The sequence below is a fragment of the Corynebacterium accolens genome, assembly GCF_023520795.1.
In the GTDB taxonomy this organism is placed as follows: Bacteria; Actinomycetota; Actinomycetes; order Mycobacteriales; family Mycobacteriaceae; genus Corynebacterium; species Corynebacterium accolens.
This window is the reverse complement of record NZ_CP046605.1, coordinates 101,351-116,890: the sequence shown is the minus strand read 5'-3', so window position 1 is coordinate 116,890 and position 15,540 is coordinate 101,351. Positions and strand designations below refer to the sequence as shown.

The window sequence follows — 15,540 nt, the reverse complement described above, 5'->3', positions numbered from 1 at the left end:
GCGTGCACATGATGCGCACAAGGTGGGCTCGGGGGAGAACCGTTTTACCAGATGGTGACGCGGTCCTCAGGGGCCAGGTACATCGGGGAGTCTTTGTCCACGTCGAAAGCCTCGTAGAACTCGGCGATATTCGCGGCGATGAGGTTGCAGCGGAACTCCGCGGGCGAGTGCGGGTCAATGGCTAGGTACTGGGTCGCCATCTCCGGGCGGATGGCCGTGCGCCAAACGCGGGCCCAGGACAAGAAGAAGCGCTGCAGGCCGTTATAGGTGTGCTCGGCCAATTCCGGCTCTGCGCCGTCGACCACAAATTCTTCTTCTTGGCCCAGCAGGTCAATACCCTTATCGGCGCAGTAATTCTTGTAAGCCACCACGGAAATGCCCAGTCCGCCCAGGTCACCAATGTTTTCACCCAAGGTGAACTTGCCATTGACGCCGGAAGATTCGGTGCCGGCATCCTTTAGCACCGTGGGAACCTGGCCATCGAATTGCTCCACTAGCTTTGCCGTAAGCGCCTCAAAATCCGCGCGATCTTCATCGGACCACCAGGAGTTCAGGTTGCCCTGGCCATCGAATTGCGAGCCCTGGTCATCAAAGCCGTGGCCAATTTCGTGCCCAATGACAGAGCCAATGGCGCCGAAGTTCTCAGCGGCATCCGCATCCGGGTTATAGAACGGCGGGCGCAGGATGGCGGCCGGGAAGGTGATGTCATTGACCACCGGGTTATAGAAGGCGTTGACGGTCTGCGGGGTGGTAACCCACTCATCGCGGTTGGCGGGTTTGCCAATCTTTGTCAGCTCATAGTCGTGGGAAAAGGCGGACCCGGCGCGGGCATTAGCAATCAGATCCGCGCCTTGGTCAGAAATCTCCAGCCCGGAGTAATCGCGCCAGGTATCGGGGAAACCAATCTTGGCCTTGAATTGGGAGAGCTTTTCTAGGGCGCGCTCGCGGGTCTGCGGGGTCATCCACTCCAACTGGGAAATGCGCTCGCGGTAGGCGGCGATGAGGTAGTCCACCAGCTCATCCATCTCGCGCTTGGAGGATTCTGGAAAGTGCGCGTCCACGAACTCCTTGCCAATTTCCTCTCCTACCAGGCTTTCTGCCAGGCCCACCGCGCGCTTCCAGCGGTCGCGCTGCTGGGTGGCACCAGAAAGGCGGGTGCCGTAGAACTCGAAGTTCTTGGCGCCCACTTCCTCCGGCAAGAGGGCCGCGCGGGAGCGCAGAATGTGCCAGGTGGCCCATAGCTGCCAATCGGCCATGCGGTCAGCGGTAAAGAGCTTTTCCAAGTGCTCCAGGTAGGACGGCATCATATTGACCACGCGGTGCTCCGGCAGCTTTCCACCGGCCAGCAAAGCTTGGGTGATGGAGGGCAGCTCAGAAAACTCGCACGGGTTATTGGTCTTTACCGCATCGCGGGTAGAAACCACGTCCCAGTGACCGGCCGCCAGTTCCTTTTCCAAGCCCACGATGCGCTCGGCTGCAACCTCGGTGCCGAGGCCAAATAGGCGGGTGGGCTCGATAAAGCCCAGCATCTCGGCCACGTGCTTTTCGTAGGCGGCCAGGGTTTCCGCGTGCGCTTCTTCGCGGTAGTAGGCTTCATCCGGCAGGCCCAACCCGGATTGCACGATATAGGCCACGGCTTCTTCCGAGCCGGAGTCCTTTTCTACCCAGAACGTCGCCGGCGCTCCCACGCCCTCGCGCTCGAGCTCGCCCAGGCGGTGCGCCAATTCCGTGGGGTCGGCAGCGCTCAGGCGGTCAAGGTCCGCATCCAGCGGGGCCATGCCGGCATTGTTGACGCCTTCAGTATCCATGAAGGATGCATAGAGCTTGCCGGGGCGACCATCGTTATCTTTAACGATGTCATGAACCAGTTCTTCTGCTTCATCGCGCAGCGCGTGGAAGGTGCCATCCACACCGCGATCATCTGGGACAACGTGATTTTCTACCCAAGGTCCATTGACCAATTGATAAAGATCTTTCATGGTTGCCACTGTAGGCCAAACCTTCCAGTTAAGGTATGGACTATGGAAAAATTCCGCTTTCCACCAGCCCGGCCGCGCAGCCTATTTATCGCCGCCCTTGCTTTTGTGACGGTGGTCCTTGCCTTGCCCGCCATCGTCCACGCGGTGCTACCGCAACACCACGCCGATGTAGAGCAGGTGACCCTGTCTGATCCCAGCCACGACTGGGATATTACTGTCTCCGATCTGTACTGCGAGCGCGATTATGCCTCGCTGGCCAGCGTTGGCTGGACCTGCGGTGACGTCACCGTGCAGGCCGTCATCGTGGAAGATACCGACGACGATGAGCACACCCTGCGCCGCATGGTCCGGGCCTATGGCATGGCCCCAGGCCTTCCCGAGGGCGAGGTCCATGAAGGTAAAGATGGTGCCCTCGCGCTTGCCGATGCCCCCTCCTCCACCGCCGCCATCTCCATCAACGGCACCGGCACGGACGAGAATAAGGACTGGGTGGTCACCGTCACCGGGGATTCCGCGGCAACGCGCACCACCACTGAACGCCTCTGGAAAGCCTTTGGGCAAGACGAATTACCAGAAGAAGTCACTGCTGATATCGAGGAGTTTTCTGGAAAGGCCTTGGTTTAAATGTCTAAACTCTTTCGCACCGCGCTGTGGATTTTCTCCGGCCTGGGGCTTATCGGATTTATCTCCCAGTCAGTCATTACGCTGTTTATCTCGCCGCTAATGGGCATTATCAGCTTCCTCATCGCGGCGGTCCTTGTCGCGGTAGTCATCGCGCTATTGCGCCTGAGCCCGATGTGGGCGCGCCCGGCGCGCGTATGGGCACCGCTTGCCTTTTTATGGGGTTCCGGCATGGCCATTAGCTTGGCGTCTATGAGCTCCCCGTCGGTCATGCAGCTCGCCATCAATTCAGGCTGGGTCGATTCCTTCATGTCCTGGAGCGGCGCCTATCCCGAAGAGATTTCCAAGGCCGCCGGCGTTTTATTCGTCCTGATGTCCTTCCGCCAGCTCAACCGCCCCTGGCACGGGTGGATGGTCGGCGCCGTCATCGGCCTTGGTTTTGAAGCCAACGAAAACATCCTTTACGGCTCCATGGGCGCTACCACTCACCCGAATAGCGATTTCGCCGGGCTCGTGCAGATGTGGGGCCTGCGCCTTATCGCTGGTCCTGGCCTGCACGTCTTGCTCACGGCACTGGCCGGTTGGGGCATCGGCTGGGCCCTCTACGCTGCCGCCAAGCCGCTCTGGTGGCGCATCGGCGTGGCACTCGGCTGCCTCGCGGTATCCTTCCTCCTCCACTTTGGCTGGAATTACCTGCACGATTCCGATATCGCGGCCGTCATCCAAGCCCTCTCCGTGGCAATCATCTTGTACCCGCTGAGCGTCTGGCTCATCCTGCGCGGCAATAAATACGCACACAACGATGACAGCTATAGCCACAGCACTGCGGAGGAGGCGCTAGCCTTCACCCGCTAACCCCAAGCCGTGCTTGTTTCTCCCAAAATGTCCAAAACAACCGCATTCCGCCAAAATTTCCCTCGATTTTTGGACAAACGCGGTTGCTTTGAACGCCTGAGCCTTCTGGTGCTCTCTCGGGCGCATAAATATGTGGTCTATGGCACATGCTGGTAGTGACTTTCGCTACACTCGCTTCAAGGCGCTTTTGCCACCTATCCTCCACTTAAAGGACTGAAGACCTTCATGAATGCCCCAACTTACGAGTCCCGCACGGATAACAGCACGGAAAGTACAGAGGGGGCAGCTCCCGAAAACTCCGCAGAGGAAGCCAACCGGCAAAAGGCAGTGGGCTCCACCCTGTCTTGGGTCATCGCGCTTTTTGGCACCGGTGTTGGTGCCGGCATCCTCTTTTTGCCGCTCAACGCAGGTGCCTTCGGATTTTGGCCGCTCGTCTTCGCCACCGTCTTCATCTTCCCGTTGGTGTATTTTTCCCACCGGACCTACGCCCGCATAGTTAGCGGCGCGCCACCAGAACAGCACGGCAAGGATGTCCTGGAGCTGGTGCGTTACTACCTAGGCCGCAATAGCGGCCTCTTCATCGCCGTATTGTACTGTCTGGCCATCGTGCCGACGGTGCTCATTTACGGCATCAGCATCACCAACGTGGTCGATAGCTTCATCGTCAACCAGCTCGGCGGGCCGAGCATCAATCGGTGGATATTGTCCATTGCCTGCGTAGGCGTCATGACGGGCCTTTTTGCCATCGGCCGCCGCCCCATGCTGTGGCTGGCGCAAATGCTGGTCTACCCGCTCATCATCGCCCTGGCGGCAACCTCCATTTACTTGATCCCCAAGTGGGATTTTGAAAGCTTCCTCAACGTTGAATACGAAGGCGGTATCTGGGGAATCCTTAAAGGTATTCTGCTCATCCTGCCGGTTCTGGTCTTTTCCTTTTCCCACATGGCCGCGCTATCGCAGTTCTCCGTAGACGTGCAGCCGGCCTACGGCAAGAAGACGGAGAAATTCGTCTCCCGCGTGGAGCTCTATACCGCCGCAATGCTCGTGGTATTTACCATGTTCTTCGTCTGGTCCTGCGTCCTCGCGCTCGGCGCGGACGGATTGAAGGAGGCAGCCGATCAAAACATCCCGGTGCTGTCTTATTTCGCCAACGTCACGGGCACGCCGTTCATTGGTTATATGGCACCGCTTATTACCATGTGCGCGATCATCTCTTCCTACTTCGGGCACATGCTTGGTTCCGAGGAAGGCACCGAGTACCTCCTGCGCATTGCCGTTCCCCGCATGGCCAATAAGCTCTCGCGCCGCGCGCTGCTCAACACCATTTATGTCATCGTATTCGTGGCAACGACCCTCGTGGCCGTCTTCAACCCCTCCATCATGGACATGATTTCCGTGGTCGGCGGCATCTTCGTGGCATTCTTGGTCTACCTGCTGCCGGTCTACATGTTTAAAAAGATCGATGATTATTCCCAGTTCAAAAACGACATCTGGAATTACTTCGTCTTTGGCATGGGCCTTGTCATCATGGCCGTGACCGTCTGGAACCTGATCTAAAGGCCAGCCCTTCGGCGCTTATTGGCACACCCGAACTTGGCTTACCTGCGCTAGGGCTTGATTAGCGTTCGCGCACGCTTGGCGCTCGAGGTCGGCGGCGGTGCGGGTGGCATCGCGAAGCGCCTGCTGCGCAGGTTCTGGCAGGTTGAGGTCATTTTCGATGCGCGCGCCGATGGCCTCACTGGATCCGCCGACCGGCGCATTGCCGATGCCGCGCGTGACATCCGCGGTATGGGTCTGCGCATCGCCGTACGTATTGGCGGCTACGGTAAATCCATGCCCGGTAGATACGGAGGCGTGGATGGTGCGGTCATCGGACCAACCGAATTTGGTGCCCCATACTCCGGGAATGTGGTCGGTGCCGAAATCCTGGCGGTACCCATCCGCGGCCACGGGAGCCGCGGTGGCCATTCCCGCGAAAATGGGTGCCGCTACGGGATCGTGCTGGATCTCGGCAGTAAACCGCGCGACATCTTCGCTCGAGGTCTGCGTGGTTCCCCAGTAGCCGGTGTAGTGAGTCTCGCTCAGCCCGAATTCCTGGATGATGCTGGGAATGGCCTGCGGGTAGCGGCGATCCAGGTCGCTGGCCACGTTATCGTCGCTATAGCGGATCATATGTTCTACCTGGGCTTTATCGGCAACAGAACCGTACTTGAGCACCCAATATCCCAGGTAAATCTTGCTCAAGGACAGCGCCGGGCGGGACTCATGACTATTGGCGGTAGAGACGGTGGCGCCGGAATCGTGCCTGACGGTGATCTGCGTACGCTCAGGCACGGAGTGGGGATCGAGGCTGACCGCTTGGGCAGCGGGAATGGTCACGAAGGAAAGTGCGGTAACGAGAGAACTTATTGCCAGCTTTTTCATAACGCATTTAGCGTAGCCCTGGATGTACATCGCCGCAGGCTATAAATGCAAAAAGTTTCCCTATTGTACTATCTATTGCAGCAATACTTCTAGGTCCCGCGCATCCATGCCGTGCTTATGCATGGCGACGCGCCCGTGGGAGTGCTCGATGCCCCACCCATAGCGCTCTTGTTGTATCCGCCAAGCGTTTAGTTCGTACTGCGCGGCAATAAATACGCAAGCAACGATGACAGCTATAACCACAACACAGCAGAGGAGGCGCTATTTTGTCCGCCATTCTTACGTTCCCCAGACTATCGCTTTAGGCCGTCGTAGCCGCAGCAATATAGTTCTGCAGTGCATCGCCCAATTTCTCTAATTGCGCGCTAGCAAAATGGCCCGGATTCCACACCAAATACAGCGGTACCCCCTGAAGGCTTTCGTCGCCCGCAGTAATTTTTAGCGGTACCAAGTTAGCCTCGGCAATTGCAGTACAAATCGCAAGGGCCTTCTCCGCTTTAGCTAACGCCAATAAGGTGGCGGTGTCATCGCATTCAATCATCTCTCCGAGCGGGGCGCTTGCGGTACCAAGGAAGGCATCAAACAGAGTGCGGGACACGCTGCGGTGGCTAGGAAGCGCCAATCTGTGTTGGGATAGCTGCGCAATATCCACGTTGTCCCGCCCGGCCAACGCACAGTTGGGCGGCACCCAGGCGCGAATGGGGGCTTGCCCCAACGCATGAAAGCAGAGGTCATCTCGTGGGGGCAATGGAGACACCACGGCATCGGCATTGCCTTCCAAAGCATTAAATGCTGCATAGTGTTCTATCGGCTGGGTGGTAATCACTGGAATGCCTTCTTGAGCGGTAGCAATCAGAGGCGCCACGATGGTGGAAATCGTAGTTTGTGTCGCAGCAATAATTAGCCGTTCTACGACACCTTGCCGCAGGACTTCTGCGGCACGTTCGGTACTTCGGTTTTCAGCATAAAGGCGACGGCACGAGGGAAGAAGTGACCGAGCCGTATCGTTCAACCGCAATGAGGTAGCAGGAGAACCAGTTGCACCCGTGCCTCTCTCCAACAGCTCGAGGCCGACCTCTTTTTCGAAGCGACGCAATTGCCGGCTCAATGCCGGTTGGGTAATGCCGAGCTTAGAAGCCGCTGCGGTGACTGTGGGCGAATCCGCTAGGGTAAGGAAATATTTGACGCGTTGTATATCCACATACCCATTTTAGGCATTGATTATGCGTAGTGGTAATGAAATAGCAGCGGTTTAGACATTAGACAGGCATAGCATCAGACTGGGATAATGAATGCAGTAATTCAGCGCACAGTTTTAAGGAGTGACTGCTATGACTCGTCGCCATGTTGGTACCGCTATCGCCGAATCCCTGGCTGCCCACGGCACCTCTCGGGCATTCCTCGTCCCTGGGGAAAGCTTCCTGCCTGTCCTGGACGGGCTGTATAACTCACCTGTAGAAGCGATCGTGTCCCGCCAAGAAGGCGGCGCTTCCTATATGGCAGAGGCTTACGGCAAGGCTACGGGCGAGCCCGGTGTTGCCATGGTCACCCGCGGCCCCGGCGCGTCCAATGCCTTCGTAGGAGTCCACACCGGCTGGCAGGATGGCACTCCAATGGTTATCTTCGTCGGTCTCATCCCCTTCTCTGACCGCGACCGTGAGTCCTTCCAGGAATTCGACCCTAAGGCGTGGTTTGGCACTCAGGCCAAGCAGGTTTTCGTCCTCGATGATCCAACGCGCGCCTCCCGCGTCGTGGCAGAAGCCTTCTTCCAGGCCAAGCAAGGCCGTCCCGGCCCCGTGATCGTGGGATTACCAGAAGATGTGCTCTACCAGGACTTTGAAGGCGAAATTGAAGCACCCATCCCAGTGACGGAGGGAGCCGTTTCTGCAGCGGATGCCGCTTATGTTTCGGAAAAGCTGGCTGCTGCCAAAAAGCCGTTAATTTTTGCCGGCGGCGGCCGCTGGACCCCAGAATCCGCGCGAGCGATCGAAAAGTTCGCGGAAATCAACCAGATTCCCGTGGTGCACGATTTTCGCGCCAGCGACCGCATCTCCTTTTCTTCGCCAGCCAATGCCGGTTGGTTGGGCTATGGCCGCAATGATCGTGCTGCAGAGCTCCTTTCCGAAGCCGATGTGCTACTGGAGGTAGGAGCTTTGCTTACCGATGTCCCCTCCGACGGATATACCTTGCGCCAAGATCCCCATGCGGAAAATATCGTGGTCAACATCGATACCGGCCTACGTGGACATTCCGGAGCCATCAGCCGCCATATCTTGGCTTCCCCCGTTGCCTTGGCGGAAGCCCTCGACAACATCAACACCGGAGAGATATCTTCAGCGCAATCCGAGTGGTTTAAAAACGCTCGTCGCGCTCACCAGGAGTTCTCCACCATTCCAAGTGAGTCGGACTGGCGAGCAACCTCTGCAGGCACCGCGCATATGGAAGCAGTCATTAAGGCGTTGCAAGACCAACTCCCGGAAGAGGCCATTTTTACCTTTGGTGCAGGCAACCACTGCATTTGGGCACAACAATTTCTGCCCACCCAGCACTACCCTTCTCAACTAGCAGCGCGCAACGGGTCGATGGGTTATTCCGTCCCAGGTGCGGTATCGGCGAAATTGCAATTCCCTGAACGCCCCGTGGTTGCCATTGCCGGCGACGGGGAATACCTGATGAATGGTCAGGAACTTGCCACGGCTGTACAATTCGGGGCACCATTTTTGACGGTCATCATGACCAACGGTGAATTCGGCACCATCCGCGATCACCAAAAAAATCACTTCCCAGACCGTGTCTCCGGTACGCAATTGGCTAATCCAGATTTTGCCGCCGTCGCCAAAGGGTACGGTGCCCATGGAGAATCAGTGGATGCGGACGCGGATGTTGCCGGAGCCATCGAACGCGCTTTGAAGGCAGTAAATAACGGCATTCCGGCCGTGGTCAATGTGTATACCGATCAGGATCTGTCATTGCCTGCGGCGCGATAAAACCGCGCTATTTAACAGGGTGCTTTAGCCGATAGAGCACCATTCCTATGTAGAACGCATCGGCAGGCACCAATGGTGATAACCCTGTTACTGCTTGAAAGTGCTTGAGCCGGTTAATGACTGTATTGCGATGACAATCCAGCGCGCGGGCGGTGCTTTTGATAGAACCGTCCGCAAAATAGGATGTGACTGTATCAATCAACTTGGTGCGTTCTTTGTCCGGCAATCGCTCCATACAGTTTACGGGCTCATCAGTACCGCCGGGAAGCAGATGATACGCATAACTACTTAAGGCTATGGGCAAAGCTTCCTCGGCTGCTATTGGTCCCTTATCACCCATCACGCCGGAAGCTTCTACCGCCGCCGCCATATCAATAAGCCCGCCACTACACGCGCGCACCGCCCCAATCCCACGTTGGGCTGGCAGAACAATGCTGGAAACGGCCTTCGCAGTCATCTCACGGGCACGATCTAAGCCACAGGATTCCTCTGGTGCTAACGCGTCTGCAACCTCTGGACTTGCCGTTGGTGCCGCCTCATTACCTCGTGCTGTTGCAACCGGGTAAAAAGCGCAAAAAGCCTGGCGCACATAAATACCCCACGCCGAACCGGCCGCCAGATACGGCGCCAAAGCCTGCTCCAACTGGGCGGCGTGTGAGGGACCAGCAACGAGAACATCATAAACCTCATGTTGGTCCACCCCTAAGGCCTGGGCAATAGACTCTAATTGGTTCTGACTTAGCTCTGGGGCATTAAACAGTCTTTCCAAGTGACGGTGCGCACTGACCCTCGCGTCATTGCGCATCGCCGCTTGTTGCTGCATAAACGCCACCCTGACTTGGGAAGAAATCTCATCAACGGCAGCTTGTACCCGCTCTGCATTCGCGATTAGAGCACGTTGAGTCTGTGGGGTGGAACGCTTAGCTAGCCCGCGCCAAAGAACGATGAAGTCTAGGCGCATGATCTCTACCACCGCAGTAATGGAAATCCCTTGCAGTGCCCGCAAGCGGCCAAATTCCTGTAAGCGCCTATCAAGCGCTGCTTGCTCGCCAACAGGAAGGGCCGACTCGCCCTGGGGAGCATCCCATAGTTTAGTAATCAATGCGGTAAATACCGCCCGTGAAGTTTCCCGCAAATCCGACTCATCAACGGCGATATCACCGTAGGGGCTGCGTGCTAAAAACTCCGTGATGAACTCATCGACGAATGTGCCCACATCCCCTTCGATGCTGCGGACGAGGTCATTCCACTCTGTATCCAGCCTTTCTGCGGGCATTGCACCTCCCATTACCGGCCTCAGCTCTCTCCAACCTCTTTTGTGCAAATGCACAATAAAAGCCACTATAACCCATCATTTTCTCAAATTCACTAATAAAACGTAATATTGCTCGCTAATGTGTTTCTTTGTGATGCACACTACAAAGAGCTGAGGAGAGCCTTTTATGTCTGCTACTTCGACACAAGACACACCGGAATTTATCGAGGACTTTCATACCATGTCTTCTTTCGGTGCCACCTCAGGCGGCGGAATCGACCGTCAGGCAGCCACCGACGAGGATGCTGCCGTACGCCGCTGGTTCCATACTTGGCTAGAAAGCCACGATTTCCGCGTCGAATACGATGAGATTGGCAACCAATACGGATTGCTCAATTTCATAGACGGTGCCGACTTCGTACTCACTGGGTCCCACATGGATTCCCAACCTCTAGCAGGGCGCTTCGACGGCTCTTACGGAGTCCTGGCCTCCGCCCACGCGGCGCTTGAAGTCAAGCGCCGAGTGGAGGCTGGCGAGCTCACCCCCACCCATAATCTCGCGGTGGTCAATTGGTTCAACGAAGAAGGTTCGCGCTTTACACCTTCCATGATGGGTAGCTCGGTTTATACCGGAAAGATGGATCTCACCAGCGCCTATGAATCAACTGCGCTGGATGGGACCACTGCCCGCTCTGAATTGGAACGCCACGGGTTCATCGGCAGCTTTACCCCACCCAAGGCCGCATCGTATGCGGAAATCCATGTCGAGCAGGGACGCGGCATGGATAACTCCGGTGCCACCATCGGGCTCGTGGCTGAGACGTGGGGCGCCAAAAAATTCCAAGTCACTGTCAGCGGCGAACAGGGGCACACTGGATCCACCCTTCTGGCGGATCGTCAAGACGCACTCTTTGGTGCTTCCATTGTGATTTCGGAACTACGCCGCTATGCCGAAGCCCGCGAAGGACACCCGCTGCAGGCCTCCGTTTCGACCATGAAAGTCCTACCCAATTCCCCAGTCACCATCGCCCGCGAAGTGCAGATGAACCTGGACCTGCGTTCCCCAGACTGGGACACGCTCAATGAGGGCTACGCGGCAGTACGCGACATCGTTAGCAAAGCCGAATTAGAAGCCAAGGTAAAAATTGAACTCACCCCCACGCATGAGTGGAAGCTATCGCCCTACCAACCAGAAGGCGTCCACCTGGCCGATGCGGTTGCCACTGAGCTTGGCCTCAAGCACGAACAAGTCCAAACCGTAGCGGGGCACGACTCGACCAATATGAAAGATACTTGTCCCACCGTCATGCTCTTTATCCCCAGCGTAGACGGCATCTCTCATAATGAGGCAGAGTTTACGAAAGATGAAGACATGGAAGACGGCGTGCGCATGATGACAGCCACCCTGACTGAGCTATGCCAAGGCGCACTTAACGCTTAAATCGCGGACCGCGGTAGTCAAAAGACTGGCTTTTCATTCCATCCGCCCCAATTAATAACTGAGGACCATTATGAGTACCCCAATTCACGATCCGGCGAACACAGAAAACACTGATAATCCTTCCTCGCCGGGTGATAATTCGCAGCAAAAGCAAAAGGCCGAAACGACTGGTTCCACTCTTTCCTGGGTAATCACCTTGTTTGGCACCGCCGTTGGTGCCGGCATTCTTTTCTTACCGCTTAACGCCGGTTCGTTTGGCTTTTGGCCGCTGGTATTTGCCACAGTTTTCATCTTCCCGCTGGTGTACTTTTCTCACCGGACTTACGCTCGGATCGTCAGCGGTGCCCCAAAAGAACAGCACGGCAAAGATGTCCTGGAGCTTGTACGCCATTACTTAGGTCGCAATGGTGGACTTTTCATCGCCATTTTGTATTGGTTGGCCATCGTCCCGACGGTGCTCATTTATGGCATCAGCATCACCAACGTGGTCGACAGTTTCATTGTCAACCAGCTCGATGGCCCCAGCATTAACCGGTGGGTACTATCTATCGTCTGCGTTGGCATCATGACTGGCCTTTTTGCCATTGGCCGCAAGCCCATGCTGTGGCTAGCGCAAATACTGGTCTACCCGCTCATCATCACCCTGGCTGCCACCTCGTTCTATTTGATTCCAAAGTGGGATATCCAAAGTTTTATCCACTTTGAGTATGAAGACGGTGGCTTAAGCATCCTGAAAGGGATTCTGTTAATTCTGCCAGTCCTGGTCTTTTCCTTTTCCCACATGGCAGCGCTTTCACAATTCTCCGTAGATATGCAGCCCGCCTACGGCGATAAGACGGAAAAACATGTCTCTCGCACGGAGGTCTATACTGCCGCTCTGCTGGTCGTATTCACCATGTTCTTCGTCTGGTCCTGTGTACTAGCTCTGGGTGCAGACGGCATGAAGGAAGCGACCGAGCAAAACATCCCCGTGTTGTCCTACTTTGCAAACATTACGGGCTCACAATTCATGGCCTACATGGCGCCGATTATCACCATGTGCGCAATCATTTCTTCCTACTTTGGACACATGTTGGGCTCTGAGGAAGGCACGGAGTATTTGCTGCGCATCGCTGTACCGCGATTGGCAAATAAGGTGTCCCGCCGTACCTTGCTCAATATCATTTACATCATTGTGTTTACGGCTACCACCTTGGTGTCCGTCTATAACCCTTCCATTGTGGACATGATTTCCGTGGTCGGTGGCATCTTCGTTGCCTTCTTGGTCTACCTACTGCCCGTCTACATGTTTAAGAAGTTTGATGACTATTCCCAGTTCAAGGATGATATCTGGAATTACTTCGTCTTTGGAATGGGCCTTGTCATTATGGCCGTAACGGTCTGGAACCTGATTTAAAGGCCCCCTTTCCTCTCCGTCCTTGTCAATTCAAAAGATTGTCATTATATTTCAACGTCGATCTCTCCACTGCTGACATTCGATCTTAAGGAGAAGCACTACGATGCTACGCGATGATTTGCACAAATTCCCCGACTACAAGCCCGGTAAAACTGAGCCAAATAAGCTCAAGCTTTCTGCAAATGAAATTCCAAATCCACCCCTTCCATCCGTTCTGGGGGCTATGACGCAGGCGGCTTCTGTGGCGAATCGGTACCAAATCAATGGCTCACCAGAACTGCGAGCGGAACTATCGACTTATCTGGGCCTACCAGAAGAAAACATCGCGGTAGCCCCAGGAGCATCCGCCATTGTGCAGCAAGCAGTGATGGCTACCTGCCATACCGGCGACGAAGTCATCTTTCCATGGCGCTCTTTTGAAGCCTATCCGCTGTATGTGCGCATGGCTGGCGCCGAACCCATAATGACTCCGCTTACACATGATGACCGACTAGGCCTCGATGCAGTGATCGATGCAATCACCGATAGAACGCGCCTTATCATCCTGTGCAACCCTAATAATCCCACCGGCACCACCATTAGCCAGGAAGAATTCGAAAACTTCATGGCTCGGGTACCGAAGGACATCGTGGTCCTCCTAGATGAAGCCTACTGGGAATACAACGATGATCCGGATAGCCCAAATGCGGCCAAGGAGATTCAGAACTACCCAAATCTCATTGGCGCCCGGACTTTCTCCAAAGCCTTTGGTCTTGCAGGCGCGCGCGTGGGCTATGGCATGGCATCACCCGAGCTTGTCGATGCCCTCAATCTCCTCGCCTTGCCCCTCACTGTCAGCTACATTGGCGAACTGGGCGCTATCGCCGCACTTCATGCTCAAGATGAGCTGGATGCACGCGTGGACGAAACCAAACGCCAGCGCACCCGCGTGGCACAGGCCCTCGGTGTTCCCGAATCACGTGCCAATTTCGTCTGGTTACCACGAGGTGATGCTAAAGAAGTAGAACGAAAGATTTCGGAGGAAGGCATTATTATCCGTCGTTACCTCGATGAGGGCGTGCGCGTTTCTATCACCACCGAAGAAGAGACAACAGCCTTCCTCAACGCTTGGGAGCGCGCCGGTATCCAGCCTTGGGAAGGGGAAACCGGCGACTAGGCCGGGTGGCACAAAGGCCAAACCGGCTTTACTTAAATTCGTGGAATTTGTCCACGACCGCCTGCAAGCCCTCGCGCCACAAGTGCTCTGGAATAGCTAGTGAAGGCAGGAAGCGGATGACGTTGTGGTCAAGACCACAGGTCAATATCAGAATTCCTTCCTCCTTCGCAGCGGCGGCAATCTTATGCACCAACTCAGAGTCTGGCTCACCGTCCGCTGTGACAAACTCCAGTGCCAGCATCGCGCCGCGACCGCGGAAGTCGGCAACACGCTCATCCTTGATAAGCTCCGCCAGTTCCTCTCGCGCAATGTCTTCCAAACGGGTGGCACGAGAGCCGAAGTCTTTTTCTTCAAATTCTTTAAATGTGGCCAAGGCAGCTGCACAGGCCACCGGGTTACCGGTATAAGTGCCGCCAAGGCCGCCTGGTTGCGGAGCATCCATAATTTCGGCACGCCCAGTTACAGCAGAAAGCGGCATGCCAGAGGCAATGCCCTTCGCGGTAGTGATCATATCGGGAACAATGCCCTCATGCTCACTAGCAAACCAAGTACCAGTGCGCATCATGCCAGCCTGGATTTCGTCTGCGATAAAGATAACGTCATTATCCTTACACCACTGAACAATGGCGGGAAGATAACCTTCCGCAGGAACAACGAAGCCGCCTTCACCCTGGATCGGCTCGATGACCACACAAGCCAAATTAGAGGCACCGATCTCTTGTTCCAAAGTGGTAATAGTGCGTTTTGCGGCTTCTTCTCCACTAAGGCCATCGCGAACCGGATAAGACATCGGTGCGCGGAAGACATCCGGCGCAAATGGCCCAAACCCTGACTTATAAGGGCTTTGCTTGGCGGTCATCGCCATAGTGAGGTTGGTGCGGCCGTGGAACGCGCGGTCCATCACGGCCACACTGGTTTTACCACTGTAATTGCGGGCAATCTTGACCGCGTTTTCTACAGCCTCCGCTCCAGAATTAAATAGGATGGTGCGCTTTTCGTGATCACCGGGTGTCACCGCATTGAGCTTTTCCGCAACCTCGACGTATGAGGCATACGGTGAGATGGGAAAAGACGTATGCGTGAAATGCCCGACCGCCTCCTGTACTGCCTGTACAACCGCCGGATTAGAGGCGCCCGCAGAGGTCACTGCAATGCCGGAAGCCAAGTCGATGAATCGGTTTCCATCTGCGTCTACAAGGATTCCGCCATCGGCATCCACCACGTAGCCAGGCAAACCTGGATTGAGCCCAGCCGGCAGTGCAGCCTTACGCCGGGCATCCCATTCAGCACTCTTTGGGCCAGGGAGCTGTCCCTCTACCTTGCGCGTTTGCTCCAAACGGTATTCAAGCTCTCGCATATCGTGTCCTTTCCACACAGTGATTTTCAACCTGTCTAAATACATTGTGACCGCCTACATAGATTCTCC

At 55.9% G+C, this 15,540-nt stretch carries 13 protein-coding genes; 7 read left to right on the top strand and 6 right to left on the bottom strand.

Annotated elements, in window-relative coordinates; genetic code table 11:
- Nucleotides 1-44: 44 nt before the first annotated feature.
- A complete protein-coding gene (locus CACC_RS00555) occupies nt 45-1,979 on the bottom strand; it encodes a M13 family metallopeptidase (protein WP_035108341.1) in 1,935 nt (644 codons plus the stop codon).
- 42 nt (nt 1,980-2,021) lie between these two features.
- Between CACC_RS00555 and CACC_RS00550 the strand changes: the two genes are divergently transcribed.
- From CACC_RS00550 to CACC_RS00540, 3 genes are all read left to right on the top strand, one after another.
- Nucleotides 2,022-2,603 carry a hypothetical protein gene (locus CACC_RS00550; RefSeq protein WP_035108234.1) on the top strand — a complete coding sequence of 194 codons (582 nt, stop codon included), beginning with the start codon at nt 2,022-2,024 and terminating at the stop codon, nt 2,601-2,603.
- Nucleotides 2,604-3,455, top strand: a complete 852-nt coding sequence (locus CACC_RS00545) for a PrsW family intramembrane metalloprotease (RefSeq protein WP_005276287.1) — start codon at nt 2,604-2,606, stop codon at nt 3,453-3,455.
- A gap of 225 nt (nt 3,456-3,680) precedes the next feature.
- Nucleotides 3,681-5,012 carry an SLC5/6 family protein gene (locus CACC_RS00540; protein WP_005276284.1) on the top strand — a complete coding sequence of 444 codons (1,332 nt, stop codon included), beginning with the start codon at nt 3,681-3,683 and terminating at the stop codon, nt 5,010-5,012.
- 18 nt (nt 5,013-5,030) lie between these two features.
- On the opposite strand, the gene CACC_RS00535 is transcribed toward CACC_RS00540, so the two are convergent.
- From CACC_RS00535 to CACC_RS00525, 3 genes are all read right to left on the bottom strand, one after another.
- Entirely contained in the window at nt 5,031-5,834 is an 804-nt protein-coding gene (locus CACC_RS00535) for a hypothetical protein (protein ID WP_249852947.1), read from the bottom strand.
- A 117-nt stretch (nt 5,835-5,951) separates the two neighbouring features.
- Nucleotides 5,952-6,122, bottom strand: a complete 171-nt coding sequence (locus CACC_RS00530) for a hypothetical protein (protein ID WP_005276281.1) — start codon at nt 6,120-6,122, stop codon at nt 5,952-5,954.
- A gap of 58 nt (nt 6,123-6,180) precedes the next feature.
- Complete coding sequence (locus CACC_RS00525) at nt 6,181-7,080, bottom strand: LysR family transcriptional regulator (RefSeq protein ID WP_005276279.1); 900 nt, start codon at nt 7,078-7,080, stop codon at nt 6,181-6,183.
- Between the two features lie 130 nt (nt 7,081-7,210).
- Between CACC_RS00525 and CACC_RS00520 the strand changes: the two genes are divergently transcribed.
- Nucleotides 7,211-8,866 (top strand): thiamine pyrophosphate-dependent enzyme, encoded by a 1,656-nt coding sequence (locus tag CACC_RS00520; RefSeq protein WP_005276277.1) that lies wholly within the window; start codon nt 7,211-7,213, stop codon nt 8,864-8,866.
- Between the two features lie 7 nt (nt 8,867-8,873).
- Here CACC_RS00520 and CACC_RS00515 read toward each other — a convergent pair whose 3' ends face one another.
- Nucleotides 8,874-10,208 carry a helix-turn-helix domain-containing protein gene (locus tag CACC_RS00515; RefSeq protein WP_155802664.1) on the bottom strand — a complete coding sequence of 445 codons (1,335 nt, stop codon included), beginning with the start codon at nt 10,206-10,208 and terminating at the stop codon, nt 8,874-8,876.
- A gap of 100 nt (nt 10,209-10,308) precedes the next feature.
- On the opposite strand from CACC_RS00515, the gene CACC_RS00510 reads away from it, so the two are divergent.
- The 3 genes from CACC_RS00510 (at nt 10,309) to CACC_RS00500 (ending at nt 14,114) form a co-directional block, all read left to right on the top strand.
- Nucleotides 10,309-11,562: a M20 family metallo-hydrolase gene (locus tag CACC_RS00510; RefSeq protein WP_005276275.1), complete on the top strand. Its 1,254-nt coding sequence runs from the start codon at nt 10,309-10,311 to the stop codon at nt 11,560-11,562.
- A gap of 70 nt (nt 11,563-11,632) precedes the next feature.
- On the top strand, nt 11,633-12,958 hold the full coding sequence (locus tag CACC_RS00505; RefSeq protein ID WP_005276274.1) for an amino acid permease: 1,326 nt from the start codon (nt 11,633-11,635) through the stop codon (nt 12,956-12,958).
- A 103-nt stretch (nt 12,959-13,061) separates the two neighbouring features.
- Complete coding sequence (locus tag CACC_RS00500) at nt 13,062-14,114, top strand: histidinol-phosphate transaminase (RefSeq protein ID WP_005276271.1); 1,053 nt, start codon at nt 13,062-13,064, stop codon at nt 14,112-14,114.
- 28 nt (nt 14,115-14,142) lie between these two features.
- Here CACC_RS00500 and gabT read toward each other — a convergent pair whose 3' ends face one another.
- Nucleotides 14,143-15,471: a 4-aminobutyrate--2-oxoglutarate transaminase gene (gabT, locus tag CACC_RS00495; protein WP_035108231.1), complete on the bottom strand. Its 1,329-nt coding sequence runs from the start codon at nt 15,469-15,471 to the stop codon at nt 14,143-14,145.
- Nucleotides 15,472-15,540: the final 69 nt, after the last annotated feature.

Coding starts and splice junctions, on each gene's coding strand:
- CACC_RS00555 (WP_035108341.1), bottom strand. CDS start 1,979: ATGAAAGATCTTTATCAATTGGTCAATGGACCTTGGGTAGAAAATCAC.
- CACC_RS00550 (WP_035108234.1), top strand. CDS start 2,022: ATGGAAAAATTCCGCTTTCCACCAGCCCGGCCGCGCAGCCTATTTATC.
- CACC_RS00545 (WP_005276287.1), top strand. CDS start 2,604: ATGTCTAAACTCTTTCGCACCGCGCTGTGGATTTTCTCCGGCCTGGGG.
- CACC_RS00540 (WP_005276284.1), top strand. CDS start 3,681: ATGAATGCCCCAACTTACGAGTCCCGCACGGATAACAGCACGGAAAGT.
- CACC_RS00520 (WP_005276277.1), top strand. CDS start 7,211: ATGACTCGTCGCCATGTTGGTACCGCTATCGCCGAATCCCTGGCTGCC.
- CACC_RS00510 (WP_005276275.1), top strand. CDS start 10,309: ATGTCTGCTACTTCGACACAAGACACACCGGAATTTATCGAGGACTTT.
- CACC_RS00505 (WP_005276274.1), top strand. CDS start 11,633: ATGAGTACCCCAATTCACGATCCGGCGAACACAGAAAACACTGATAAT.
- CACC_RS00500 (WP_005276271.1), top strand. CDS start 13,062: ATGCTACGCGATGATTTGCACAAATTCCCCGACTACAAGCCCGGTAAA.
- gabT (WP_035108231.1), bottom strand. CDS start 15,471: ATGCGAGAGCTTGAATACCGTTTGGAGCAAACGCGCAAGGTAGAGGGA.